The organism is Streptomyces sp. NPDC001070, from assembly GCF_053598835.1.
Genome location: NZ_JBSFLB010000033.1, coordinates 74,449 through 99,068, shown reverse-complemented (window position 1 = coordinate 99,068; position 24,620 = coordinate 74,449). Strand labels below are relative to the sequence as shown.

The following is a 24,620-nucleotide window of genomic DNA, read 5'->3' as shown; positions in this document are numbered from 1 at the left end:
TCTGCGGGTCGAAGACAGAGGTCTCGTGGTCGGGGTCGGCCCGGTTGTGTGGCTACACCCACCTGCACGTGAGCCACTTCTCGTGGTCGTAGAGGTCCTGGGACGGATACCGGTCCATGACGGGTATCACCTCCGTGGTGTCCTCGGGAAGGACGCGCTGGGGAAGGGCGCCGAAGCGGGCCTGACGGGCCACGGCGTCGGCGTCCTTGATTGTGATCGTGACCACCTTCTGCGTATTCGGCATGGTCGTCCTCTTCTCCGGGTCTTTCTCGGTGTCGATACGGTGACCGCGGAGAGGCCGGAAGCCTGCCGCGCCCGCAGCCGGTGACGTCCTCAGAAAACCTGGAGGAAACACCCGCACGTGATGGTGACGATGGCCACAGCCACCGTCGCCGCCTTCAAAACCTTGGTTACAGTCACGGGAATCCTCCGGTGGGGGCAGTGCGGCGCTCGGTGCCACCGCGGCCGGCGCCCCGGCGATCCGTTCCACGGGTGCGGTGCCGGCTCGTACGCGGGGGTCGGCTCCCGCCGCGCTTGCTGCCGACGGTCGCACAGGCAGCGTCACCTGTCAAGGGAGTGATGATTCCTGGTGACCGCGTCGGGCCGGGTCTCCGGCTTGTTCCGCGCCGCCGACCACCGCCTGCGTCAGCGAGATGACTTCTCGGGTCGGGCGAAAAGATCAGCGCGACCCGGGCCAGGCCGACGAGGCCGCCGACAATCTGCATGCCGATGACGCCGGGCACGGAACCGAGCTCGACAGCGGGACGTTGACCGGGGGGATCTTTGCCAGGCGCAGGAAGCCAGGAATTCGTCCCACGCCCAGTTGTCCCGCTCCGGCGTCCGGTTCCGGAAGGCGGTAACGGCGCGGGTACGGCAGGCCGGCCCGGGAGTCCTCGTGCCCTGGGCAGCTCCCGAGGACAGATCCGGGCAGGCGCTGGAAGATGGAACCGGGACGTGCCGAGTCCGTCGTCACCGTTCTCGGGCAGCCGCTTTCGCACGGCCGAGAAGACGAGAAGACCGCGGTGCAGGCGATCGCACAGCAAGCCGTTGCGCCGCCCAGGCGGTCGGGGTACCCGCTTCCGCCAACCCTGTTCCACTGGATCGCGCATGGAGGCAACCATGGGCGCAGTCCTCGGTGACGTGCTGGGTTTCGCGGCCGCTGTCGCAATCAGCCCGCTTCCGGTCATCGCCATCATCCTCATTCTCGCCACGCCCCGGGGACGTCTCAACGGGGTTCTCTTCACCGCCGGCTGGATCCTGGGGCTCTCGGCACTGGGCGCGGTGATGCTGGCGATCTCTTCCCCCGCAGGTGCATCTGCCCACGATCACCCGGCCACCTGGGTGGGAGTTCTCAAGCTCGCTCTGGGCGTGTTCCTCCTCCTCTTCGGTGCGCGGCTGTGGCACCGGCGTCCGAGGGATCCCTCGCAAGCACAGTTGCCGAAATGGATGGGCGCGATAGACCGCCTTGCGCCGGTGAAGGTCTGGGGACTCGGACTGGCCTTGGCGGCGCTCAACGCCAAGAACGCCCCGCTGACCATCGCCGCGAGTGCCACCATCGGCTCAGCCGGGCTGCCGGTCGGGCAGCAGATCGCATCGCTGGCGATCTTCGTCCTGATCGCCAGCCTCGGCCTGCTGGCTCCACTGGCAGTCTTCCTGTTCGGGGGAGAGCGAGCGAAGACCACACTCGGTGGTTGGAAGGACTGGGCAGCTCAGCACAATGTCGCCGTGATGGCGGTCCTGTTCTTCGTTCTCGGGCTGAAACTGCTCGGTGACGGCATCCGCATCCTTACCTCCTGACAGCCTGCTAACGAGTGGCGCTGCGATCCGATCACGGATGCGCAAGTTCGCGACCGCCTCTGCCCGCCTGCCGGAACTGTGCCTGCGGAATGCCCTGGAGTGACCGGGGTGGACCGCACGTCGCCGATCGTTCTGGCAGGGCTGCTCCTCGCGAGGACGAGAATGCGCCCATCTGTGCGCGTGTGTCCGCAGATGGAAAGATCGATATGTGCGCTGTCCGCCGGGACGTTTCGCGCCGCAGGACGCGGGAGTCACTCCGGGCATCATCGTGTGCGCGCTCGGTGACGGTGGCCCATGCGGGATGAGGGTGAGGCGAGAGCGATGCATGGTCGAACGGGCTGACGGGATGAGGAACTACGGCGGAATGACCGCCGGAGAGCGCACGGCGGTGCGCCGCCGCCGCATCATGCAGTCGGCGATCGAGTTGTTCGCCGCGCAGGGCTATGCCCGTACCTCGATCCGCTCGGTGCTCCGCCACTGCGGTTTGCCGGACCGGTACTTCACGGAGAGCTTCTCGTCCCTCGACGAACTCCTGGCCGAAGTCCTCAAGGAGATCCACCAGGAGGAGGCCGCACGGTGCGAGGACGCGCTCGACGGGGCCGGCACGCGTCGGGACAGGGCACGCGGCATGCTCGGTGTCCTGGCCGGCGGGGTGGCCGACGATCCGCGCAGGGGGCGGGTCAAGCTGATCGAGTCGCTTGCGGGCGGCCCCCTGGCCGCCCGGGAACGGCGACGCGGACTGCGGCATCTGGCCGGCTTGGTCGAGTCGCTGTTCCGCGAGGAATGGAGCGACCCGGACGCCGATGTGACCGCGATGGCCATGGCCATGGTCGGTGGTGTGAACCAGATCCTGCTGGACTGGGCCGACGGCGAGCTCGCATTCTCACGCGGGGAGTTCGTGGAGCAGGCGCTCAATCTCTTCGACGCCATCGCGGAGTTCGGCGGACGCCGCGGCGGTGACGGTGCGGCAGCCGGATCATGACGTCCCGACGGTCCGCGCCTCGCCCGACCGCGCCGGGGTGACGGCCCGGGAGGTGAAGGCGGCGTCTCCGTCCATGCCCGCAGTCTGAGGCCCGGCCAGGGGATCGGCGAGGGATTTTCCCCGTGCCCCGATGCCTCCGCGCGCCTCCGGGAAACAATGCCACCGGGCGGGGCCGCGGTCGCGGCCCCGCCCGGTGGATGTCCCGTTCGTGACGTCAGCGCAGGCCGAAGGCCCGGTCGATCGTCTGGGAGACGGTGTTGCCGGCGCTGTCCCGGGCGGTGACCCGGAGCGTGGCGAAGCCCGCGGACCTCGGCGCGCTCAGGTTCGTCCGCCACCCGTCACCGCTGCGGCTCAGCTCCGACCGGTGCCAGGTCTTCCCGTCGTCGTAGGAGACCTCGAGCGAGGGCTTCCCGATGGCGGCGGTGGTGCCGGGCAGGTGCGAGGCGGTCACCGTCACCTTGGCGTGCCGGTCCGCCCGGCCCGCCTTGTCGGTGTCCACCCCGTAGTCGAGCTGGATCAGCGGCAGGGACACCGCCGCGTCGGCCCCGGTGGCTTCGGAGGTGAAGTTCCACTCGGTCAGCGTGTGCGTGGAGTACGGGTTGACCCAGGCCCCGCGGTCGTTGTCGACCACCAGCCGGTAGGGCAGCTTCTCGGGGGCGAGCCCGGTGATCGGCAGGAACTCGGAGTTGCCCCAGTTGAGCTGCCGGTCGCCCTGGTAGAGCGACATCCAGTCCTTGACGTCGTAGTTGCCGTAGGCCTCGCCGACGTGGCCGGAGCCGGAGTCACCCCAGCCGGGTGCGGGGATGTAGACCCCGTCGAGGTAGCGCACCGGCTGGTAGCCGATGGGGCCCATCCGGGGCCGCTGGATCGGACCGAACCAGTTGACCTTGGCGGTCTTCCCGGCCGCGTAGCGCAGGACGCCGAGCGAGTGCTGCCCGGTCTCGCCCGCGATGAACGCGTCGTCCAGCCAGTCGGTGCCGGAGGTGACCCAGTCGGTCCGCTCGCCCTGGGCGGGCGCGGTGACCTGGTTCGAGACCGCCCAGCCCCGCCACACGTCGGTGCGGAACTCCATTGCCTTGCCCGGGCGGTGGTTGCGGAACGAGACGTCCACCCGGCCCAGGTCACGCTGGTTCACGCGCCAGGTCGGGTCCGCCGGGACGGCCCCGGTCCAGTGGTGGACCACGTCGTAGAGGTAGTCGGTGGTGGGGTGCGACGTGACCTTCAGTTTCACTGGTCCGTGTCCGAGCGCGCTGATCAGGTCGGCGCCCTGGTCGGCGCCCAGGGTGGCGACCGTCAGCGGGGCCGGGCTTTCGGGGCTCCAGGGATTCTCGTCCCAGGGCTGCAGCCGGCCGGTGCCGTCGTTGACGACCACGAGCACCTTCGCGCCCGCCGCCGCGGCGGCCTCGGCCTGCGCCCGGATCCCGGCGGTGCCGCTGCCGCGGACCACAACGGCCTTGCCGCGCGCGCCGTGCCACGCGAGCTCCTTGGCCGTGCCGTCACCGCCGTAGACCGCCGTCAGCGTGCGGGTGCCGGCCGGCAGCGGCTTGGCCGCGCGCTTGACCAGCGGGTCGGCGTACGTCGTCGACTTCGTGCCCAGGGTCAGCGCCGGCTGCTCCAGGCGGAAGCGGGCGCCGAACTCGAACTCGCCGTCGGTGACCTTCTTGCCGGTCGGCAGCGCCCAGATGCTGTCGTAGGTCTCATTGGGCAGCATGGAGGACTCGACCAGGCTGTCGCCGAACGACCGGTGGACGTCCAGGCGCGGGGCGACCGGGGTGGTCTGCCCCGGCGTGCGCGCCAGGATCTGACGGGTCTTGCGGCCGTCCAGGGTGATGCTCCGGTCCTGGTCCAGCTGGACGTCGTTGAAGGCGAGCAGCGCCATGCCCAGGGAGTGCGGCCCGTTGGCCCCCTGCACGTCGGCGGTGAGCCAGCCGCTGTAGCTGCCGACGGGCAGCCGCGCGGTGCCGGTGCCGGACTCGTCGAGGTCCATCACCGTGAAGAGGTGGTCCGCGGTGAGCAGGACCCTGCCGGCAAGGGGCTTGCCCGAACGGTCCTTGGCGGTGATGGTCAGGTTCTGCCGCTGACCCTCGTTGGCGGCGCCGATCAGGGTCCGGCCCCGGACCGTTCCGGTGCCGTCCTTACCGGTGATCATGCCGCTGATCGACTGGTCGAGCGGCAGCCGGTCCAGGTCCGCGGTCAGGGAGACCGAGGCGGTGCCGTGGGCCGGGACGGTGACCCGGTTCTCGGAGAGGGTGAACAGTCCCGCCGGGGCCGCCGAGTCGATCGCCAGGTCCAGGGTGACCGGGGCGTCGCCGACATTGGTGTACGTCACCTTCTGGACGTCGGTCTCTCCCGGCTTGTGCGGCCAGGCGTGGAAACCGGAGAAGGCGCTGGCGGTCGCGAAGACCGTGGCGTGCACCGCCGCCGGTGCGTCCAGCCGTCCGGCGCCCGCCTGGTACGGCGTGTACGACGGGGTGGCCTTGGCGCTGCTGACCAGCGCCTCCTTCAGCTGGGAGCCGGTCCAGTCGGGGTGGGCGGCGGCCAGCAGCGCGGCGGCGCCCGCGACGTGCGGCGTCGCCATCGAGGTGCCGCTCATCGTGGTGTAGTAGCCCGAGCCCCGCTTGTAGTGGGAGCGGGCCGCCAGGATGTCGACGCCGGGTGCGGTGATCTCGGGCTTCAGCCCCAGGTCGCCGTCACGCGGGCCGGTGCTGGAGAAGTCGGCGAGATGGTCCGCGGAGTCCACGGCGCCGACGGTCAGCGCGGAGTCCGCGGCGCCGGGGCTGCCGATGGAGTGCGGGCCGCCGTTGCCCGCCGCGATGACGAACAGCGCGCCGGTCTCGCGGCTGAGCCGGTCGACCGCCTGGCTCATGGGGTCGGTGTGATCGCCGCCGCCGCCCAGGCTCATGCTGATGATCTTGGCCTGGGCGTCGCGGGCGGCCCATTCCATGCCCGCGATGATCCAGGACTCCTGGCCGCTGCCCTCGCTGTTGAGCACCTTGCCGATGTCCAGGCGGACACCGGGGGCGACGCCCCGCTCCTTGCCGTCGGAAGCGGCTCCGGTACCGGCGATCGTCGAGGCGGTGTGGGTGCCGTGGCCCTGGTAGTCCAGGGTGTCCTGCTCGTCCGGGATGAAGCTGGCGCTGGTCTCGATCTGGTCGGCGAGGTCGGGGTGTTCGGCGTCCACTCCGGTGTCGAGGACCGCGACCTTGACGCCCTTGCCGGTGTTGCCCTCCGCCCAGACCTCCGGCGCACCGATCTGCGCGGTGGAGTCGGCCAGGTCGGCCTTGACCTTGCCGTCGAGCCAGACCTTGGCGACACCGCCGGCGAAGGCAGGCTTCGCCGACCGGGCCGCCGCGCCTGCACCACCGGTGAGCGCGGACCAGAACGCCGGGGCCTGCTTGCGGTTCTGCGCGACGGCCGCGCCCTGGATGCTGTCCAGCCTGCGGACGACGGTCGAGCCCGTCATCCTCGGCTGCGTCCGGGAGCGGGCGGCGGCGTCGGTGTAGCTGACGATGAGCGGCAACCGGGTGGTGTGCGCGTCGTCGTAACCGTCGGCGATGAGCCGCGTCACGTTGAACAACTGCTTGTCGAGCTTCCCGGCGCCGACGTAGGGCAGTACGGCGTCGGGGTAGACGTACGTCGCCCCGTCGATGACGGCGCGGTGGAAGCCGGCGGTGGTGCCGTCCGCGCTTTCGAAGGACCGGACGACGGTGCCGTCGGCGGCGGTGCCGATCGTGACCTTGTCGCCTGTGATCAGGGTGACGGTGTGTGTGCCGCCGCTGCCGGGCGACCGTTGTGCGGCGGTGGTCACGGGACCGGCCGGGTCCGCGGATACGGCGGCCGTGGCCGGTATGACCCCGACTGCCAGGGCGGCGATCACGCCGAGCGTGATCGCCCCGGGCCCGGGCCTGGGGATGTGGACCATGGGCAAGGAAACTCCTCAAGCCATGTGAAGAGTGGACGGCCATTGATCCTCGGGCCGCCCCCGACCCGGCTCAAGGGGTGGACGGCGTCGCTCTTGTGCCATGGCGCAGTTGTGTCATCCGGGGAATCGCCCGAGTGTCGCTGTGTGATGACAAGACCTGCTATGACCGTGAGTTCGTGCACACAACGGAATATGGGTGCGGTCGAATCGCGCCGGCGGACTTCCGGCCGGACTCCGGGACGCGCGGGGCGGCAAGGGGGCGGACAATCCGCGCGGCCGACTGGTGCGCCAATGCCTGATACTACGTCAATCATCGCGAGGGCGAAGCACTTTGCCCGTTCGGAGGGCGGCCTGCCTGCCCGCTCCGTGCGTGCCCGCCCGCCCCACCGGGAGCCCGGCGCCGATGGCCGGATCCTTCGGCGTCGGCGACTCCGCGGGCGTGCCGGACGCCGGTTCCGGCTCGCACCGCCCGCTCTGCTGGCCCCGCCGGGGCGGGGCCGTTGACGGTGCGCGGCGGGACGCTCCGTGCCGTCGGCGGTGCCGGGGCGGGCACCGTCCCGGGGCCGGGCCCCGCCGGTCCCGTCCTCCCGCACGTTCGGCCGGCCGCCGCCCCCACAGGCGTCGTACCGGGGCTGCGTGGGCGGGCAAAGGGCCGGGCGCCGTGGGGCAAGGAGTGGGCACGGCTCCTGCCTACGGTCGGGGTGTCCCACCACGAGTGGGCGCCCGATCCGCGGGAGGACCGGGACCGCGCCCCGATCGGCCGGTTCCCGGCACGCGGTGCACAGTGAGGGAGCGATGGTGATGACGGACCCCGAACAGTTCGAGCAGGAGCCCGAGGACCGCCGGCCGGTGCGGAACCTGGTCGTCGCGGCCGCGGTGGTGTGGGTCCTGGCGGTCGGCGCGCTCTGCGCGACGCTGCCGTTGTGCACCCATGTGAGCCTCGCGTGCGGCATCGCGCCGCTGGCCACCGCGGCGGTCGTGGCGGTGGTGCTGGGCCGCCTGCGGAACCACTACCGCCACAGGGCGGCGCGAGCGCGCACGGTCTCCGACGCCGTGCAGCGTGTGCTGCTGAGGCCGCTTCCCCGGCGCGTCGGCACTCTGGCGCTCGCCTCGGTCTACCGGGCCTGCGGCGGCTGCGGGCAGGTGGGCGGCGACCTGTACGCGGTCGCGCGGACGGGCGGCGCGACCCGCCTGATCATCGGTGACGTGCGCGGCAAGGGCCTGCCCACGTTCGCGGACGTCGCGGCCGTGCTCGGCGCCTTCCGGGAATGGGCTCCGCGCGCCGCCACCCTGGCCGAACTCTCCATCCGGCTGGAGGAGAGCTTTGTGCGGCACCTGGCCGAGACCGACGAGCCCGCCCACGAGAAGAACGAGCGCTTCGTGACGGCGCTCCTCCTGGAGGTGCCCGACGGCGAGCCGGTGGCACGCATGGTCAACTTCGGTCATCCGCCGCCTGTGCGCGCCCGCCGGGGGAGCGTCGCCCTGGTGTCCGGCTGCCCGTCACCCCCGCTGGGCCTGGACGGGCTGCGGGACGGCGGCGCCACCGAGGAGCGCTTCGAACTGGACCCCGGTGACACGCTGTTGCTCTACACCGACGGGCTCATCGATGCGCGTGACGGTGCCGGGGCCTGCTATCCGCTGCTGGAGCGCGCGACGGCGTGGCGGTGGATCCGCCCGTGCCCGGCCCGCCAGGAGTGCCTGCGGGCCGTGCTCGGGGAGATCCTCGATGACCTCGTGGCCCACGCCGGTGCGCTCCCGGAGGACGACTCGCGATGGTCGCGCTGACCCGTGTCGAGGAACCGGGTGCCGCCGTGCTGCCACATCCGGCCGGTGAGGTGCGGCGCGAGGACGCGGGCCCGCTGTGGCGGGACTGATCGGCGGCCGCTCGGCCGGCGGCGTACGGTCAGGGGTCGGGGACCCACAGGGCGCCGGCCTGCCGCCACTCGACCGGCGACAGACCGTAGACCCCCCGGAAGGTCCGGCTGAAGTGCGCGTGGCTCGCGAAGCCCCAGCGGTGTGCGATCGCCGCCACCGTCAGCCCCGCGAACTCCGGGCTCGCGAGGTCCTTCCTGCAGGCCTCCAGCCTGAGGTGCTGGATCCACCGGCCCACGGTCATGGGCTCGCCCTGGAAGAGCTTGTGCAGGTAGCGGACGGAGATGTGGTGTGCCGCCGCGATGGTCGTCGGGCACAGGGCCGGGTCGTCGAGGTGAGCGCGGATGTAGTCGTGGACCCGCAGCAGCAGGGCCTCCTCGACGGCGGGCGTGTCTGCCTCGCCGGCGTTCGCCTCCAGGGTGACCAGTGCCGTCAGCACGTCGACGATCCCGCGTCGCAGGAACCGTTTCGATTCCCGCGCGCAGGCGTAGTGCTCCGGCGCCGCGGCGAGCCCGTCCACGTATGACGAGAGGATCCCGGCGATGCCGTGGGCGGGGGAGTAGCTCCGGCCGGTGGCCAGGCGCAGCGCCGAGTCGGGGAGGTCCAGCATGTCGCGCGGAACCGTGGCGACGTGCTGTCGCACGGGGCCGGCGAAGTCCAGAACGTAGGGCCTCCTGGTGTCCAGGATGACGAGTTCGCCCGCCGCGACCGTCACCTCCCGGCCGTCCTGGACCGCGACGCTGCCCCCGTCACGTTGCAGGCTCACGATCAGCGAGCTGTCGCCGTCCGCGGCGATGAGCGGCGCGGTCCTCATCCGCTGCGGGCTCGCATCCAGGAAGCCCACGTGGATGCCCGCGACGGGCGTCCGCCGGATGGCGCCGTGGAAGACGGCCTCCGGCCGGCTGCGCACCTCCAGCCGGGTGAACGCCAGCGGACGGCGTCTCTCCAGTACTCTGCCCGCTCGTCGGGCGGCAGGATGTCGGTGCAGAACGCTTCGATCACGATGCCCTCGTGCGCTGGGAAGGGGAACCCCCCACCGTCGCCACCGTAAGATCCCGCCCCAGTCTCCGGAGGCCGAGCCGCCGGGACGGCGGCATACCCGCAGTCCCGCGGCGCGTGGACTGCGGGAATCCACGGATGCCACCGGGCGGGCTCCGGTGACCGCGCGCATGGCGGCTGCGTGCTGCAGGCCGCCGACGACGTAGGGGTGCGGCCGCTGGCGGCGAGCCCGACGACGGTGTCGCGGTCATCGGCGGCCCAGGCGGCGGGGTCCACCGCCGGCGACTTCGACGCCTACGCATCGTGCAACCGCACCTGTGAGATGGCCATGACCCGGGCCACCGGCCGCCCATACCGCGTCCTGGAACTCCTCGACGAAGCCACCGCCTGAGCCCCTCCTCATGAGCCTCGCTTGTTCGCCGAGCCGGGGCCGGCCCCACGCGCGCCCCGGCAAGAGGCGGAATAACCAGGCGATTTCAATGGAAAACGGTCTTTCGGGGCATTCGGGCATTGGAATAGTTGCCTCGGGATACAGGGTTGGTCAAGGAGTAACTCACGCGAATGACCAACACCACGGTCTTTCCCCTGCCCGGAGGCCTCACTCAATGACACTCACGACGACCGACCGGCCCGTCCGGAGTACGACCGGGACGGTCGTCCCTGTGCTCGCCTTCGCGGGCATCGTTGTCGCGGTGATGCAGACCCTGCTCGTGCCGGTCATCAAGGACCTGCCGCAGCTGCTGAACACCGCCCCGAGCAACGCCACCTGGGTGCTGACCTCGACCCTGCTCTCGGGGGCCGTGGCGACCCCGATCATGGGCCGCCTCGGCGACCTGTACGGCAAGCGCCGCATGCTGATCACCAGCCTCTCGGTCATGGTGGTCGGCGCCGTGATCAGCGCGGTCACCAGCCAGCTGCTCACGATGATCGTCGGCCGTACCCTGCAGGGCTTCGCCATGGGCGCCATCCCGCTCGGCATCGGGCTGATGCGCGACATGCTGCCCCGCGAGCGGCTCGGTTCGGCGATGGCCCTGATGAGCTCCTCGATCGGCGTCGGCGGCGGTCTCGCGCTGCCCGGCGCGGCCCTGATCGCCCAGAACACGAACTGGCACGCGCTCTTCTACGCCGCCGCCGGGCTCGGCGTGCTCGCCATCGTCCTCACGCTCTTCGTCGTGCCCGAATCGCCGATGCGCGCGACGGGCTCCTTCGACCTGCTCGGCGCGCTCGGTCTCTCCACCGGCCTGGTCCTGTTCCTGCTGCCGATCACCAAGGGCAGCGACTGGGGCTGGTCGTCCGGCACCACGCTCGGCCTGTTCGGCGCGTCCGCCGTCGTCCTGCTGCTGTGGGGGCTGATGGAACTGCGGCTGAAGGCGCCGCTGGTCGATCTGCGCACCACCGCCCGCCGCGAGGTGCTGCTCACCAACCTCGCCTCGATCATGGTCGGGGTCAGCTTCTACGTCGTCTCGCTGGTGCTGCCGCAGCTGCTGCAGTTGCCCGCCGCCACCGGCTACGGCCTCGGTCAGTCGATGGTCGTCGCGGGTCTGTGCGTGGCCCCGCTGGGCCTGACGATGATGTTCACGGCGCCGGTCTACGCCCGTCTGTCCGCCCGGTTCGGCCCGAAGGTCACGCTGATCGTCGGCCTGCTGGTCATCGCGGCCGGCTACGGTGGCGGCCTCGGTCTGATGGACGCGGTCTGGCAGACAGTCGTCACGGCGGTGGTCCTGGGCGCCGGTATCGGGCTCGCGTACTCCTCGCTGCCCGCGCTGATCGTCGGCGCGGTCCCGGCCTCGGAGACGGGCGCGGCCAACGGTCTCAACACCCTGATGCGCTCCGTCGGCACCTCGGTGTCGAGCGCCGTGATCGGCATGGTGCTGGCCAACACCGCGCAGCACGTGAACGGCGTCGCGATCCCGACCATGCACGGCTTCCGCGTCTCGTTCCTCATCGCCACCGGCGCGGTCGCGCTGGGTCTGCTGCTCGCCCTCGGTCTGCCGGGCCGGCGCCCGGCGGCGGAGCAGCTGCGGGCGGGCAGCGAGGAGGAGGCGGGCCTGGCCCGCGCCGAGGAGGTCCTGCGGGGCTTCCGCGGTCGTGTCGTGGGAGCCGGGGGCGCGCCGGTCGCCCGGGCCAAGGTCACGCTGATCGACCGCCGCGGCCGGCAGGCCGGCGCGACGCTCTCCGCGGAGGACGGCAGTTATGCGCTCGCCGTACCTGCCGAGGGCCCGTACGTGCTCGCCGCCCGCGCTGCCGGGCACGGCCCCCTGGCCTCCGCGGCGACGCACGCGGGCGACGAGCGCCTGGTCGACCTGGACCTGTCGCTGCCCGGCGAGTCGGTCACGGCCTGAGCCGCGAGGCGCCCCGGGCCGTCCCGGCCATGCCATCCGTGCCCCCTGCCCGCTCCGGGCAGGGGGCACGGATGCGTCGGCGCCTGAGGCGGACGAGCGGCTCGCCGCGCCACCTTTCCCGCCATGGTTGCCCGGACCGAAGGGGTCGCCCTCCATGCGACATGGAGGGGGAGCCATGCGCAGCAGGATGAGACGGTGGTTGTCGGGCACTGATCACGGGTGACTGGCGAGTGAGAGCCACGCCGCCAGGGGGCCGAAAAGGTTTTTGAGGTGGCGCCGGGGCTGGTCTCGCGACGTTGTCCCCGCCCAGCGCCGCCACTCCCGCCGCAGAACGATCCTCGGGCATTTCCGGCACAGACGGGCAGCTCGGCCATCGAGTGCGCGAAGAGGTATCGACGCAGGTGCAGTCAGGTGCCGGGTGGATGAGCTGCTGTCCAGGGCCTAGCGTCAGAAGAAGGAAGTCCTCCACATCCGCCCGCATGGAGGGTGATCATGGACATCAAAGGTTCGGTAGCCCTTGTCACGGGAGCCAACCGTGGCATCGGGCTGGCCTTCGCCCAGGCACTGCTCGCTCACGGCGCCGCCAAGGTTTACGCCGGCGTCCGGGAGCCGGAGACCGTCCAGGCCTCCGGGCTCGTCCCGCTGCGACTGGATGTCACCGACGAAGAGCAGGTCGCCGCAGCCGCACGTGCCGCCGGCGATGTCAATATCGTCATCAACAACGCCGGGGTCGCCGGTGGCCCGTCTCTCCTGGAGGGGTCGTTCGACGGTGCCAGGCGCGAGATGGAGGTCAACTACTTCGGCACCTGGGCTGTCTCGCGTGCGTTCGCTCCCGTACTGGCCGCCAACGGCGGCGGAGCGCTGGTCAACATGCTGTCCGTGGCGTCGTGGGTGGCCAACAGACAGCTTCCGAGCTACGCGGCCTCCAAGTCCGCTCAGTGGTCGCTGACGAACGCCTTCCGACTGGCCCTGCGGGAGCAGGGCACGCTGGTGGTCGGCGTGCATGCCGGCTATGTCGACACCGACTTGGCGGCGGATATCGACTCCCCGAAGATCCTTGCGGCCGACGTGGCCGAGAAGACGATGGCGGCGCTGCTCAATGACGAACCCGAAGTGCTGGTCGATGACATCACCCGCCACGTACGCGCCGGGCTCTCGGGGGAACTGGAGGCGCTGTACGCCAATCGGTGACCGCCCCAACCAGCCGTCGTCCTGACCGCCGAGCAGGCCGGTGACGCACCCGCGTTCCCGGCGGCTGTGGCCCGGGCGCGTGTTCCTCGCCGGCGGGGAGGCCCCCGCTCCCGGCCCGAAACGCCGCGACCTCCCAGCACTACGACTACTGGAAGCACTCAGGGTCGAACTGACGGCCACACGTTGCGTCCACCCGCACGCGAGCTCTGGCCCTGACGGGCTCGCGTGCAGGTGGGCGCGATTCCCCTTTTGGTCCGGTCGGGCAGCGCGGCGCACGTTCTGGAGGACGTCTTGGCCGAGCCCTCTCAGTGCCGGGCAGGAGCCAGAGGCGTAGTGGCTGCCCGTTACGTCTACCGGGGTCCCCGGTTGTGAAGGAGACGCACTGAGCGAAGTTGCCTTCGAGAGCTGACCCCGAGCTTCGCGAAGACATTGCCGAGGTGCCATTCCACCGTACGCGGGCTGATGAACAGCTGGGCAGCTATCTCCTGGTTGGTGTGCCCGTCTCTGGCCAGCCTGGCGATTTGGACTTCCTGGCTTGTGAGTTCGGTGTCGGTGCCAATCGTCCGTTGACGTGCGGTTTCTCCAGCCGCCAAGAGCTCCTTGCGGGCGCGCTCGGCGAAGCCGTCCGCTCCGAACCCACTGAACGCCCGGTAGGCGCACCGTAGCTGAGCACGGCTTTCCTGGCGGCGGTTCCGACGACGCAGCCACTCGCCGTACAGCAGACGGGCACGGGCCAGGTGGATGGCGATGCGGCAGCCTCCGAGATACTCGATCGCCTCCTGGTAGAGCGCATCGGCAGCCTGGTCGTCAGCCATCAGGGCGCGCGCGCAGGCACCTACTCCCAGGGCCCATTGGGTTCCGCTCGTGCGTGTGCGCTCGGTGAGGTTGTCCAGTGCCGCCACCGCGGCCTCCGACTGCCCGCTGCGGACGGCCGCCTCGATGAGTTCGGCCAGTGCCCACCCGAAGAAGCCCACATCCTCGTACTGGCATGCGCGCGTCGCGGCGGCCAGCGCGGCATCGTAGCGGCCGAGGCCGTTGTACAGAACCGCGTCTGCGTAGTCGGCGAGGCTCAGAACGCGCCCCTCGCCCCGGGCGCGCACTTCTTCGACGGCGGTGTCGATGAGATCCCGTGCCTGGGACTCCTTACCCCGCCAGGCGCCGAGCACCAGTGACGTGTACATCATGGGTACGCCGCCCACCGCCTCGGAGACCGCCGTGGCCTGGTCGATCAGCCCAGCTGCGGTATCGAATTCGCCGGCATGGACGTGGGAGAACGCTTGGTAGGTCAGCGTCATGGGAAGGACGGCGAGCGCCCCCGCTTCGCGGGCGATGCGGACGGCGCCGATCGCCAGCTCGTACCACGTCTCGTCGTCCCACAGCTCAGACGCGAGAGGCTCGGGTATCACGCGGAACGCCGGCCACAGCCAGCTCCGGTCCGCATCCGCCGCGCCGGATGCCTGCTCCTGCCGGACAACCTGCAGTGCGTGCCTGAGAGGGGCGGCGCCTGCGGCGTAGCCATCGATGATCCGGCTGGTCATGCCGTCCAAGAGGATGTCGACCATCCGCGGCGGCGTCGGCGGCAACGGTCCGGCGCGGGCCGCCTCGGCCACCTCCCGGAGCCCTGCGCCCTCGCTCAGACGGCCGGCGAAGATCGCCGCGCCGAGCGCTTCCAGCAGCGTGTCACGGGCGAGGGCGGCATCGAGAGGCGCCAGCCGATGTGCCGCGTCAAGCAGCAGCTGGGGCGCGTCGCTGCCTCGCAACTGGGAGAACACCAGTCGGGCTCGCAGCCGCTCGAGTCGGGCGCGCTGCAGGTCGTCGAGAGGGCCGGCACCTGCGGCCGCCAGCAGATTGCGGGCCTGGTCGGCCCCGCCGGCGTCGATCGCGACCTGGGCGGCGGCCAATGCACGGGTAACGCGGCGTACCGGATCGGGCGTCAGTTCCGCCGCCCGCCCGAGGAACGAGGCTGCCGCGGCGGCTCCTCCCCTGCCTTGGGCCCGGCCGGCTGAGCACTCCAGGCCGACGGCGACGCTCTCGTCGGGCCGGGTGGCGGCGTGGGCACGGTGCCACGCCCTGCGGTCAGGATCAAGGTGGGGATCGGTGGCTTCTGCCAGTGCTCGGTGTGCCGCCCGGCGATCCGCCACAGACGCCCTCTGATAGATGGCCGAGCGCACCAGGGGGTGGTGGAACCGCACCCAGGGGCCGCATTGGACAAGCCCTGCGGCCTCGGCCGGTGCTGCGGCGTCCTCGGGTATCCCCTGCAGGCCGGCAGCGCGCCACAGCAGGGATGCATCTCCGGTCGGTTCAGCCGCGGCAGTCAGCAGGAGGCGCCGACTGTCCTGCGGAAGTGACCGGAACTGCTGATGGAAGGCGTGTTCGATGCGGCTCGCCAAGGGGCGCCTGCCAGGAAGCCAGTATCCGCCCGCCAGTTCCGAGGGCGCGTGCGGCAGCTGCAGCAGGGCCATCGGGTTGCCGTGGGCCTCGGCGACGATCCGGTCCCGTACCAGCGGGTCGAGGGGGGCCGGGATGGCCGAGACCAGCAGAGTGCGTGCGTCGGACTCGCTGAGGCCATGGACGATCAGCTCCGGCAGACCGGCCAGCTCACGGTGGTCATCAGACTCCCCCAGGGCGAAGATCAAAGCTATCGGTTCGGCCATCAACCGCCTGGCGACGAACACCAGGACTTCCAGGGATTCCTCGTCCAACCACTGTGCATCATCGATGAGGCAGACCAGCGGCTGGGTCTTGGCGGCTCCGGCCAGCAGACCGAGCGCGGCCAGGCCCACCAGGTAGCGATTCGGCGCCTTGTCCTCCCGGAGTCCGAACGCCACGGACAGTGCATCGCGCTGCGGCTCCGGCAGCGTTTGAAGCCGCCCCAGCGTGCCCGTGAATGTGCAGAGCTGCTGAAGGCCCGCGAAGGGAAGCTTCATCTCCGACTCGATGCCCGCTATGGCGGCGGTTCGGAACCCGGCGGCCCGACCGGCTGCGTAATTCAGCAAGGCGGTCTTGCCGATCCCTGTCTCGCCGCGGAAGACCAGGACCGCGCTGCTGCCCGCCTTCACTGTCGCCAGTACCCCCTCCAGTGCGGCCAGCTCCCGGTCCCGTCCCAGCAGTCCGGCCTGAGCGTCGATGCTTGGCATGCCCATAGTCGATCTCCTACCCCGCCGCTTGATGCAGTTCCCACGGCCGACCGGACGACCGATCGACTCGGCATGCCCCCTCAGACGCCACCCGGCGCCGTCGTCACCGTTAGTCCATTTTAGGAATTTTCATGATGATTAGGGTCGTGTTCACCTGGCGCTTGGGGCGCTCCGGTCAACGAGCTGCAACGGTCCGTGCCTCCTGCGTGACCCGGAGTGGCGTCGACTCCACCGCCAGTGTGATGCCCCGGGTTCGGCCACGGGATGAGCCCCGGGGGTTTCCCGGGGCCGATGCCCGTGCGACCTCGGGAATGGTGGACGGGTCGGCGACACGAGGTCGTCGGCGACAGCAAGGAGATCTATATGTCCGCCACTCCAGGTACTCTGGAGATCCGGCCGTTCACGTTTGAGTTTCCCGACGCGGAGCTCGACGACCTGCGCGCGCGTATCGAGGCGGCGCGGTGGCCTGAGAAGGAGACCGTCGCGGACCAGTCGCAGGGCACGCAGCTGGAGACGATGAGGAAGCTCGCGCGCTACTGGGCGACGGAGTACGACTGGCGCAAGGTCGAGGCGCGGCTGAATTCTTACCCGAACTTCCTCACCGAGATCGACGGGCTGGACATCCACTTCATCCACGTCCGTTCGGAGCACGAGGACGCGATGCCGGTGATCGTCACGCACGGCTGGCCCGGTTCGGTCGTCGAGCAGCTGAAGATCATCGAGCCGCTCGTCAACCCCACCGCGCACGGCGGCAAGGCCTCGGACGCCTTCCACGTGGTGATCCCCTCGATGCCGGGCTACGGCTTCTCCGGCAAGCCCACGGCCAAGGGCTGGGGCCCCGAGCGCATCGCCCGTGCGTGGGGTGAGCTGATGAAGCGTCTGGGCTACACCAAGTACGTCGCGCAGGGCGGCGACTGGGGCGCGATCGTCACCGACCTGATGGGCGCGCAGGAGCCCGAGGGCCTGGTCGGCATCCACACCAACATGCCCAAGGTGATCCCGGGCGACATCGACGCCGCACTCATCAAGGGCAACCCGCTGCCCGAGGGCCTGTCGCTGTCCGGCGAGGAGAAGGCGGCCGTGGAGCAGCTGGACTTCGTGTACCGGCACGTCTACTACGCGTACATGATGGGCTCGCGCCCGCAGACGCTGACCGGGCTGGCGGACTCCCCGGTCGGCCTGGCGGCCTTCCTGCTCGACCACGACGCGAAGAGCCTGGCCCTGATCTCCCGGGCCTTCGACGGAGTGACCGAGGGCCTGTCCCGCGACGACGTCCTGGACAACGTCACGCTGTTCTGGCTGACCAACACGGCGATCTCCGCGGCCCGTCTCTACGCGGAGAACACGACCTCGTTCTTCGGCATCAACAACGTCAAGCTCCCGGTCGCCGTCAGCGTCTTCCCCGACGAGCTCTACCAGGCCCCCAAGAGCTGGGCCGAGCAGGCCTACCCCAACCTCGTCCACTACAACCGGCTCCCCAAGGGCGGCCACTTCGCCGCCTGGGAGCAGCCGGAGCTCCTCGTGAACGAGATCCGCACGGGCTTCCGTAGCCTGCGGTAACCGACCACGCCCGGCGCCTGCACAGGCGCCGCGTTGCCGGGGCGGCCGAGCGGCGCAACTCCAGCTCCGCTCGGCCGCCCCGTACTCCTTCACCCCTGCCCAGACGTCCTTCACTCCCGCCGGCAGCGGGTGCCGCGCCGGTCCGCGAGATCGCGACGATGAACAGCCCTCACCCCCGTCATGTTTTTCGCGGTCCTGCGACGGGGCCGCCGGCCTTCGGGCCCGGCATGACTGTGTCCCCCTGCCGAAGGGATGACCTGGGGGGTGTCACCGGGCCCGAGGGGTGTCGTCGGAGACGCTGATGCGAGGTCCGGCCCCTTCTCGGTGCCGGCACCGTTGGCGAGGGAGTGGCGAGCGAGCCCGGCGAGGGCCGGTGCCTTCGAAGCTTCGCCCGCTTGATCAAGACGTCCGGCGTCGCTCGGCCGTCAGCCCTCGGCGACCCGGATGATCGTCCTGCCGGTGACGCGCCGCTCGGGGGTGAAGGCGGCGGCTGCCTCGGCCAGCGGGCGGACCGCGCCGACCCGCACGTCGAGCCGTCCGTCCCGGAGCCGCTGTGCCAGGTCCGCGAGACGCGCGCGGTCGGGTTCCACGACGAAGAACAGTGCCCGTCCGTCCTCGGGCCGGACGGTGGGCGGCCGGGTGATCGTGACGAGCGTGCCGCCGGCGCGTACGAGCGCGGCCGAGCGGTCGAGGACGTCACCGCCGATCACGTCGAACACCACGTCGACCTCGCCGGCGTCCGCCAGCCGGCCGGCCTCGAGGTCCAGGAACGTATGCGTGCCCAGAGCGAGGACGGTGTCCCGGTCGGCGGACCGGCCGGAGCCGATCACGCGGGCTCCCGCCCCCAGCGCGAGCTGCACCGCGATCGAACCGACGCCACCCGCGGCGCCGTGGATCAGGACGGTCTGGCCGGCTGCGATCCGCGCGTGGTCGAACAGGCCCTGCCAGGCGGTCAGTCCGGAGATCGGCAGCGCGGCCGCCACCGTGTGGTCGACATCCGCGGGAAGCGGGGCGAGGTTGCGGGCCTCCACGGCGACGTACTCGGCCAGCGAGCCGTTGCGGGCCCAGTCGGTCAGCCCGAAGACCCGCTGGCCGACGGTGAGGCCGGTGGTTCCGTATCCGAGTTCCGCCACGACACCCGAGACCTCGTGCCCGGGCACGCTCGGAGTGCGGTCTCGGCCGGCTCGATCGGACCACGTTCCGGGCCAGTCGAGCTCTCCGCGGGTGAATCCCGCGGCATGCACCCGCACGATGACGTCGTTCTCGGCGGCGTGGGGATACGGCAGGTCGGTCAGGGTCAGCCCGCTGACGCCGGCGTCGCGGTCCTGGGCGGTGATGGCTTGCATGACGGTTCCTCTGTCTGGTGATCCGGACAGTGCGTGTATCGATCGCCCACCGGCAGTTCGGCCACCGCGGCGCCGGCGGCCAGGCCGGAACTCGTGCCGATCGCTGCCACCGTGGTTCCCGCGTGCGGGCGAGGTGGTCACTCGGTGAGCCGAGTGTCAGCAGGGCGCCGAGCAGTCCCGCGACGTACACGGCGAAGACGACCGTGACCGTGGTGACCGAGAGCTGAAAGCGTTCCCGGTACAGCGGATGGATCGGTGACGGTGCGCTCGCGCTCGCCGTCATCGCCACGGTGGCGAGCGCCGGCAGGGTGAAGGTGGCGGGCCGTCCGGGACGACGACGGTCGCGGCCGGAAGACACTCGTGTCATCGGATTGCCTCCGGCCTCTTCGAAGTCAATTCGGCCAGGGCGCTTCAATGACGCGCTCGACCATGGTCTTGCGCCGGAAACCGGGGACGAAGCGTTCCAGCACGTCCGAATTGACCGTCCCGTAGGTCGTGTCCGGGCGATTCCTGAGCCCCTCGACGAATGCCTGCAGGAATTCCTTCTTGAATTGTCCGCGCGGATGGGCGGCGATGATCTCGTCCACCTGGTCGCGATCCAGCCCGTCGAGCCCCCAGCCGATCGCGTCGGTCAGCACGCCGTAGTTCGTGGCGGCCGTCTCCGGGCCCATCCGGCCGGGAATCCCCGGCGTCGTGTGCAGCGCGATCGCCGTCCAGACGACCTCGGCGGCGCTCTTCGGGAAACCGCGGTCGAGCAGGAACTTGCACGCGTGGTCGGCGCTGTCGAGCTCGAAGCGCTGCTCCGTGCCGGAGAACGGGGTGGAAAGCCCCGTGTCGTGGAACATCGCGGATATGTAGAGCAACTCCGGATCGGGCTGGAGGCCGAGCCGGCGCGCGTGAAGGGAACCGAAGAGGAAAACACGCCGGGAGTGATGGAAGATGAGAGGACCGGTTGTTTCGCGAAGAAAACCGGTGGCCTCCGCCACTGCCGCGGTCTCGGGTATTGCCACCGCTGCGATGATGTCGGTCATGATGTTCGTGCTTTCGATGTGCCGGTGAGGAGTGGGCGGTGCGTCTGTTCTCCACGATGCCGACTGTGCGGCTTCGCTGCAGCCTCGGTTCGGCCATGAACCACTCGAATCCAGACACCTGAGGAACATGACTGTGAGTTCCGACATGCATCGGGTCGCGATCCTCGTCTACGACGGGGTCGCGCTGCTGGACGTCGCCGGCCCCGCGGAGGTGTTCGGGGAGGCGAATCGACTCGGCGCCGGCTACCGGATCGCCCTGCTGTCGGCGACCGGTGACGACGTCACCTCGTCGATCGGCGTACGGATCGCCGTCGACGGCGGCCCCGCCTCCGAACCGGACCCCGCCACGTTCGTGATGCCAGGCGGTGTCGTCTACCCGAGAGCTCCCGTCACGCGGGAACTGATCGAGGCCGCGAGGGGGCTGGCGGGCCGGTCCGGCCGGGTCGCGTCCGTCTGCTCGGGAGCATTCGTCCTCGCCGCAGCCGGCCTCCTGGACGGCAGGCGTGCGACCACCCACTGGAAGATCGCGGGTGAACTCGCCGCCCGGCACCCGAAGATCCGCGTCGAACCCGATGCCATCTACGTTCGCGACGGCACCACGTACACCTCGGCGGGCGTCACCGCAGGCATCGACCTGGCGCTGGCCCTCGTCGAGGAGGACCACGGTCCTGATGTGAGCCGGGAGGTCGCCCGTGCCCTGGTGGTCTACCTGCAACGCGCGGGCGGCCAGTCACAGTTCTCCGCGCCCCTGCAGGTCCCACCGCCCCGGACCCCGGCCCTACGCGCGGTCGTCGACCTGGTGACGGCGAATCCCGCGGGGAACCACTCCCTTGATGAACTCTCCGGGCACCTCAACCTCAGTCCCCGCCACCTCACGCGGCTGTTCCGAGAGGAGTTGTCCACCACACCGGCCCGCTACGTCGAGTCGATCCGGTTCGACATCGCCAAGGCTCTGCTGGACCAGGGGCACACCGCGACACAGGCGGCGTCCTTGGCCGGGTTCCCGAGTTACGAGAGTCTCCGACGGGTCTTCGTACGGGAGTTGTCCATCAGTCCCGCCGCGTACCAGCGCCGCTTCAGCACGGCCCGCCGCACCCGCTAGCGCCGACGGTCGCCGGCGGCGGTCACCTGCTCCCCGCCAGCCGGGAACCGGCGGGCGTGCGGCGATAGAGCACCGTCCGTCCGGACCGGGAACGGGCGACGAGCCCCGCTTGGTGCAGTACGCCCAGGTGGTAGGAGACCGTGGCCGGGCTGAGGAAGTGACGTGCCGCGAGGTCGGTGGTGGAAGCGGGCCGCGCCAGTGCCCCGAGCAGCCCGGCACGGGTGGGGCCGAGCAGCCTGGCCAGCTCGGCGGTGGGCGGTGTCGGCACGGTGGGCCGGTCGGGTACGGGATAGGCCACCATCGGCGGCCTGTGTCCGCCCCGTACCGGGTCCACGACCACGCCCGGCGCCGCCGCCACCAGTGAAGGCACCACGACGACCAAGGGTGCCGCCATCCGTATCGTGAACCGGCTGTCGACGCGCAGCGTGGCGTCGGCCCACCGGATGCCCGGGTGGAGCGAGTTGAAGAGTCCGGCCGCGCCGTGCCGGGCGAGCACGCCCGCGCATCGGTCGACCTCGGCGTCGAGTGCCGCCTTCGCGGCCGCCCAGTGCGGCGTGAAGGCCAGTTCCCAATAGCGCCCCAGTTCCTCCGCGGCCTGCCGGGCGACGTACGCGCCGCCTCGCGCCATCGCGCGCCGCACTTCGGGTGGCAGCTGCGATCCGGCCAGGCCGTTGTGCGGTCGGCCGTCGCGTAACGCCTCCAGTTCCCCCATGACGCGCGCGGGCGGGGTGGACCGGACCCGTTCCAGTTCCTCCTCGACGGTGGGTGAGGGGCCGGCCGGATGGGGGCTGAGGAAATCGGGCACGTAGCCGCCGCCGTCCAGGGCCAGTTCGGACAGCAGCGGCAGCCGCGCGCGGCGCAGCACGCGACGGGCGCGCGTGACCCACGGATCGGCGTCCGGGGCCGGGTGCACACCCCACGGGAGCAGCGTCGCCGCGACCTCGTGCAGCGGCGAGACCGCGAAGTGGGAGCGCGCCAGCCCGGCGGCGTCAACGGTCAGTTCGATCACGGTTGCCTCGCTGTCCCTCGTCCCGCGTTCCTTCGAACGTGCTCGAATCCTGGCACGGAGGCTCGCCGTGGCAAGCCCGCTTGGCGCAGTCTGATGGCCGACGGAGAACAGGGGGGTGCGGGGGATGCGGGGAACTCGGAGGCCCGGAGCACTGGCGGCGGTGGCACTGGCCACCGCCGGCGTGCTGCTGCTGTCGGGTACGTGCACGTCGACGGCGCAGGACCGGTCCGCCGCGGCGCCGGCCGGGGGGAGCGGGGGGCTCTCCGGCACGGCGCCCTGCCCCGGTCTTGAGGGGTTCGGCTGCGCCACCCTGACCGTCCCGCTCGACCACGCCGGCGGAGTGCCGGACCGGCTGGGCCTGAAGGTCGCGATGGCGGACAACGCGAAGGCCCCCAAGGGCGTGCTGCTGTTTCTGACCGGCGGCCCCGGGCAGCCCGGTGTGCCGTTCGTGGAACGGCTGAGCACCGTCCTGGCACCGGTGCTGAAGGACTACCGCCTCGTCATGATCGACCAGCGCGGCACCGGGGGCGACGCTCTCCAATGCCCCGCTCTGCAGGAGGAGATGGGCTCGTCCGATCTCACGCCGCCCACCGCGCGGGCGGTGACGGACTGCGCCGCGGCCATCGGTCCGGACCGCCGCTTCTACAGCACGAGTGACACCGTCGCCGACCTGGAACTGCTCCGCCGGGCGCTGGGCGTGCGGAAGATGACGCTCGACGGGGTCTCCTACGGCACGTACACCGCGGAACGGTACGCCCTGGCCCACCCGCGTCACGTGGCGCGGCTGGTACTGGACTCGGTGGTGCCGCAGACCGGTTACGACCCGATGGACCTCGCGGCCATGCGCGCCGCGCCGCGTGTGCTGACCGCGGCATGCGAGAGCATCGGCTGCGGCACGGACCCGGCGGCGGATCTGGCCGAGGTGGTGGACACCTACAACAACGGCGTCGATGTGCTGGACGCGCTGACCACCTGGGAGTTCGTCGACCCGGACTACGCGGCGATGATCGACGCCCTGCACAAGGCGGCGAACGGGGACCCCGGACCACTGCGCGGGCTGATCGCAGGCGTACGGCAGGGCAGCGCGGCGACCGCGGAGGAGCTGAGTCAGGGGCTGCACGCCTCCACGCTCTGCCTGGACGGGCGCTATCCGTGGGGGAGGTCGGACACCCCGGTGGCCGGGCGCCGGGAGGCGCTGGAGAAGGCGGGCGCGGAGCTGACACCGGCCGACTACGGCCCCTTCGACGCCGCAACGGCGACGGGCCTCGGCTCGATGCTCAGCTGCCTGGACTGGCCGCGCACACCGGTACCGCCGCTGCCGCGCGACCACCGCCGGCTGCCGGCCGTACCGGTACTGCTGCTCGGCGGGGACCGGGATCTGTCGACGCCCCTGGAATGGCTCCACGAACAGAGGAAGCTGACACCACGGGCGCGGGTCGTGGTGGTGCCGGGCGCCGCGCACTCGGTGCAGAGCAGGGCGGCGAGCGACAAGGGCCGGCGGGCGGTGTTCGACTTCCTTTTGAAGCCGTGACCGCAGGCCGGTCCCGCGGACCCGCGGGACCGGCCTCAGGTGGCGATGTTCCGCAGGGCCGTGGCGAGGGCCGCGAGGTCCAGGCCCGCCAGATGGTCGAGGAAGTGCCGCCGCACGGCGGCCAGGTTGGTCGGCCAGGCCTCCCTCAGACGGGTGAACCCGTCGTCGGTGAGGACGGCGTTCCAGCCGCGTGCGTCCTGTTCGCTCTTGACCCGCTGGATGAGCCCCTGGTTCTCCAGCCGGTGCACGACGCGCGTCATCCCGCTGAGCGACAGCTCGCAGACCGCGGCGAGATCGCTCATGCGCAGCTGCCTGCCGGGTGCCTCGGACAGGTGGACCAGGGTCAGGTACTCGATGAGAGGCAACTGCTGCTCGCGGATCATGTCGGCGTCCATGGCGCGCGGCAGCGCGTAGATCATGCGTGGGAGGGCCCGGACGACGGCCTCTTCCTCCGGGCTGAGCGGTTGCACCCCGTTGGGGGCCGGTACCGACTGCGTGGCGTCGGGAGACATGAACCTCACTTTACTTTCTTGAGGAAGCACCGCGCAGGCGACGCGATGTGCCACCGCCTGGGGGGCCGGAGCGGCCGTCCTCCAGGAAAAACTATTTGACTGTGCAAGCAAAAGGCTCCATCCTTACTGCCTGACGACGACGCCGTTCCCGCGCTCGCCCTGCCTCGCCGGCGGCACGAGCGCGTGCGCGGCGCGCTCGCGGATCCGCGGGGGACAACCGTCTCCACCGCCGGGGCACGGCGATGGGACCGCGGGCGAAGGCTCCGGCACCACGTTCGTGTTCCGCC

Annotated in this window: 17 protein-coding genes; 9 read left to right on the top strand and 8 right to left on the bottom strand. The window is 71.0% G+C overall.

The genetic code is table 11. The features are described 5' to 3' along the window. Positions 1 to 52: 52 nt before the first annotated feature. The gene (locus ACWDAS_RS33045; RefSeq protein WP_450398291.1) at positions 53 to 244 is read right to left on the bottom strand and encodes a hypothetical protein; all 192 of its coding nucleotides are present in this window, start codon (positions 242 to 244) and stop codon (positions 53 to 55) included. 875 nt (positions 245 to 1,119) lie between these two features. On the opposite strand from ACWDAS_RS33045, the gene ACWDAS_RS33040 reads away from it, so the two are divergent. Next, a complete protein-coding gene (locus tag ACWDAS_RS33040; protein ID WP_450398289.1) occupies positions 1,120 to 1,797 on the top strand; it encodes a GAP family protein in 678 nt (225 codons plus the stop codon). A gap of 364 nt (positions 1,798 to 2,161) precedes the next feature. Beyond that, a complete protein-coding gene (locus ACWDAS_RS33035; protein WP_450398288.1) occupies positions 2,162 to 2,779 on the top strand; it encodes a TetR/AcrR family transcriptional regulator in 618 nt (205 codons plus the stop codon). Positions 2,780 to 2,993: 214 nt separating this feature from the next. On the opposite strand, the gene ACWDAS_RS33030 is transcribed toward ACWDAS_RS33035, so the two are convergent. After that, positions 2,994 to 6,701 (bottom strand): S8 family serine peptidase, encoded by a 3,708-nt coding sequence (locus ACWDAS_RS33030; protein ID WP_450398286.1) that lies wholly within the window; start codon positions 6,699 to 6,701, stop codon positions 2,994 to 2,996. A gap of 801 nt (positions 6,702 to 7,502) precedes the next feature. Between ACWDAS_RS33030 and ACWDAS_RS33025 the strand changes: the two genes are divergently transcribed. Next, the gene (locus ACWDAS_RS33025; protein ID WP_450398284.1) at positions 7,503 to 8,486 is read left to right on the top strand and encodes a PP2C family protein-serine/threonine phosphatase; all 984 of its coding nucleotides are present in this window, start codon (positions 7,503 to 7,505) and stop codon (positions 8,484 to 8,486) included. A gap of 118 nt (positions 8,487 to 8,604) precedes the next feature. On the opposite strand, the gene ACWDAS_RS33020 is transcribed toward ACWDAS_RS33025, so the two are convergent. Continuing rightward, a complete protein-coding gene (locus ACWDAS_RS33020; protein WP_450398282.1) occupies positions 8,605 to 9,483 on the bottom strand; it encodes a helix-turn-helix domain-containing protein in 879 nt (292 codons plus the stop codon). A 270-nt stretch (positions 9,484 to 9,753) separates the two neighbouring features. Here ACWDAS_RS33020 and ACWDAS_RS33015 point away from each other — a divergent pair, with 270 nt between their 5' ends. The 3 genes from ACWDAS_RS33015 to ACWDAS_RS33005 all read left to right on the top strand — a co-directional run bounded on the left by ACWDAS_RS33015 (position 9,754) and on the right by ACWDAS_RS33005 (position 13,105). Next, complete coding sequence (locus ACWDAS_RS33015; RefSeq protein WP_450398281.1) at positions 9,754 to 9,963, top strand: hypothetical protein; 210 nt, start codon at positions 9,754 to 9,756, stop codon at positions 9,961 to 9,963. A 214-nt stretch (positions 9,964 to 10,177) separates the two neighbouring features. Further along, entirely contained in the window at positions 10,178 to 11,914 is a 1,737-nt protein-coding gene (locus ACWDAS_RS33010; protein WP_450398279.1) for an MFS transporter, read from the top strand. 492 nt (positions 11,915 to 12,406) lie between these two features. Further along, complete coding sequence (locus ACWDAS_RS33005) at positions 12,407 to 13,105, top strand: SDR family oxidoreductase (protein ID WP_450398277.1); 699 nt, start codon at positions 12,407 to 12,409, stop codon at positions 13,103 to 13,105. 350 nt (positions 13,106 to 13,455) lie between these two features. Here the strand turns inward: ACWDAS_RS33005 and ACWDAS_RS33000 are convergent, their stop codons facing one another. Next, a complete protein-coding gene (locus ACWDAS_RS33000) occupies positions 13,456 to 16,242 on the bottom strand; it encodes a LuxR C-terminal-related transcriptional regulator (RefSeq protein ID WP_450398275.1) in 2,787 nt (928 codons plus the stop codon). A 363-nt stretch (positions 16,243 to 16,605) separates the two neighbouring features. Here ACWDAS_RS33000 and ACWDAS_RS32995 point away from each other — a divergent pair, with 363 nt between their 5' ends. Beyond that, on the top strand, positions 16,606 to 17,802 hold the full coding sequence (locus tag ACWDAS_RS32995) for an epoxide hydrolase family protein (protein WP_450398273.1): 1,197 nt from the start codon (positions 16,606 to 16,608) through the stop codon (positions 17,800 to 17,802). 425 nt (positions 17,803 to 18,227) lie between these two features. On the opposite strand, the gene ACWDAS_RS32990 is transcribed toward ACWDAS_RS32995, so the two are convergent. Beyond that, on the bottom strand, positions 18,228 to 19,148 hold the full coding sequence (locus ACWDAS_RS32990) for an NADP-dependent oxidoreductase (RefSeq protein WP_450398271.1): 921 nt from the start codon (positions 19,146 to 19,148) through the stop codon (positions 18,228 to 18,230). A gap of 392 nt (positions 19,149 to 19,540) precedes the next feature. Next, positions 19,541 to 20,179 carry an HD domain-containing protein gene (locus tag ACWDAS_RS32985; protein WP_450398270.1) on the bottom strand — a complete coding sequence of 213 codons (639 nt, stop codon included), beginning with the start codon at positions 20,177 to 20,179 and terminating at the stop codon, positions 19,541 to 19,543. Positions 20,180 to 20,312: 133 nt separating this feature from the next. On the opposite strand from ACWDAS_RS32985, the gene ACWDAS_RS32980 reads away from it, so the two are divergent. Continuing rightward, positions 20,313 to 21,281 carry a GlxA family transcriptional regulator gene (locus tag ACWDAS_RS32980; RefSeq protein WP_450398268.1) on the top strand — a complete coding sequence of 323 codons (969 nt, stop codon included), beginning with the start codon at positions 20,313 to 20,315 and terminating at the stop codon, positions 21,279 to 21,281. Between the two features lie 22 nt (positions 21,282 to 21,303). Here the strand turns inward: ACWDAS_RS32980 and ACWDAS_RS32975 are convergent, their stop codons facing one another. Next, complete coding sequence (locus ACWDAS_RS32975) at positions 21,304 to 22,290, bottom strand: ArsR/SmtB family transcription factor (RefSeq protein ID WP_450398266.1); 987 nt, start codon at positions 22,288 to 22,290, stop codon at positions 21,304 to 21,306. 160 nt (positions 22,291 to 22,450) lie between these two features. Between ACWDAS_RS32975 and ACWDAS_RS32970 the strand changes: the two genes are divergently transcribed. After that, a complete protein-coding gene (locus tag ACWDAS_RS32970) occupies positions 22,451 to 23,821 on the top strand; it encodes an alpha/beta fold hydrolase (RefSeq protein WP_450398264.1) in 1,371 nt (456 codons plus the stop codon). A gap of 35 nt (positions 23,822 to 23,856) precedes the next feature. Here ACWDAS_RS32970 and ACWDAS_RS32965 read toward each other — a convergent pair whose 3' ends face one another. Continuing rightward, the gene (locus tag ACWDAS_RS32965; protein WP_450398262.1) at positions 23,857 to 24,333 is read right to left on the bottom strand and encodes a MarR family winged helix-turn-helix transcriptional regulator; all 477 of its coding nucleotides are present in this window, start codon (positions 24,331 to 24,333) and stop codon (positions 23,857 to 23,859) included. Between the last annotated feature and the right edge of the window lie 287 nt (positions 24,334 to 24,620).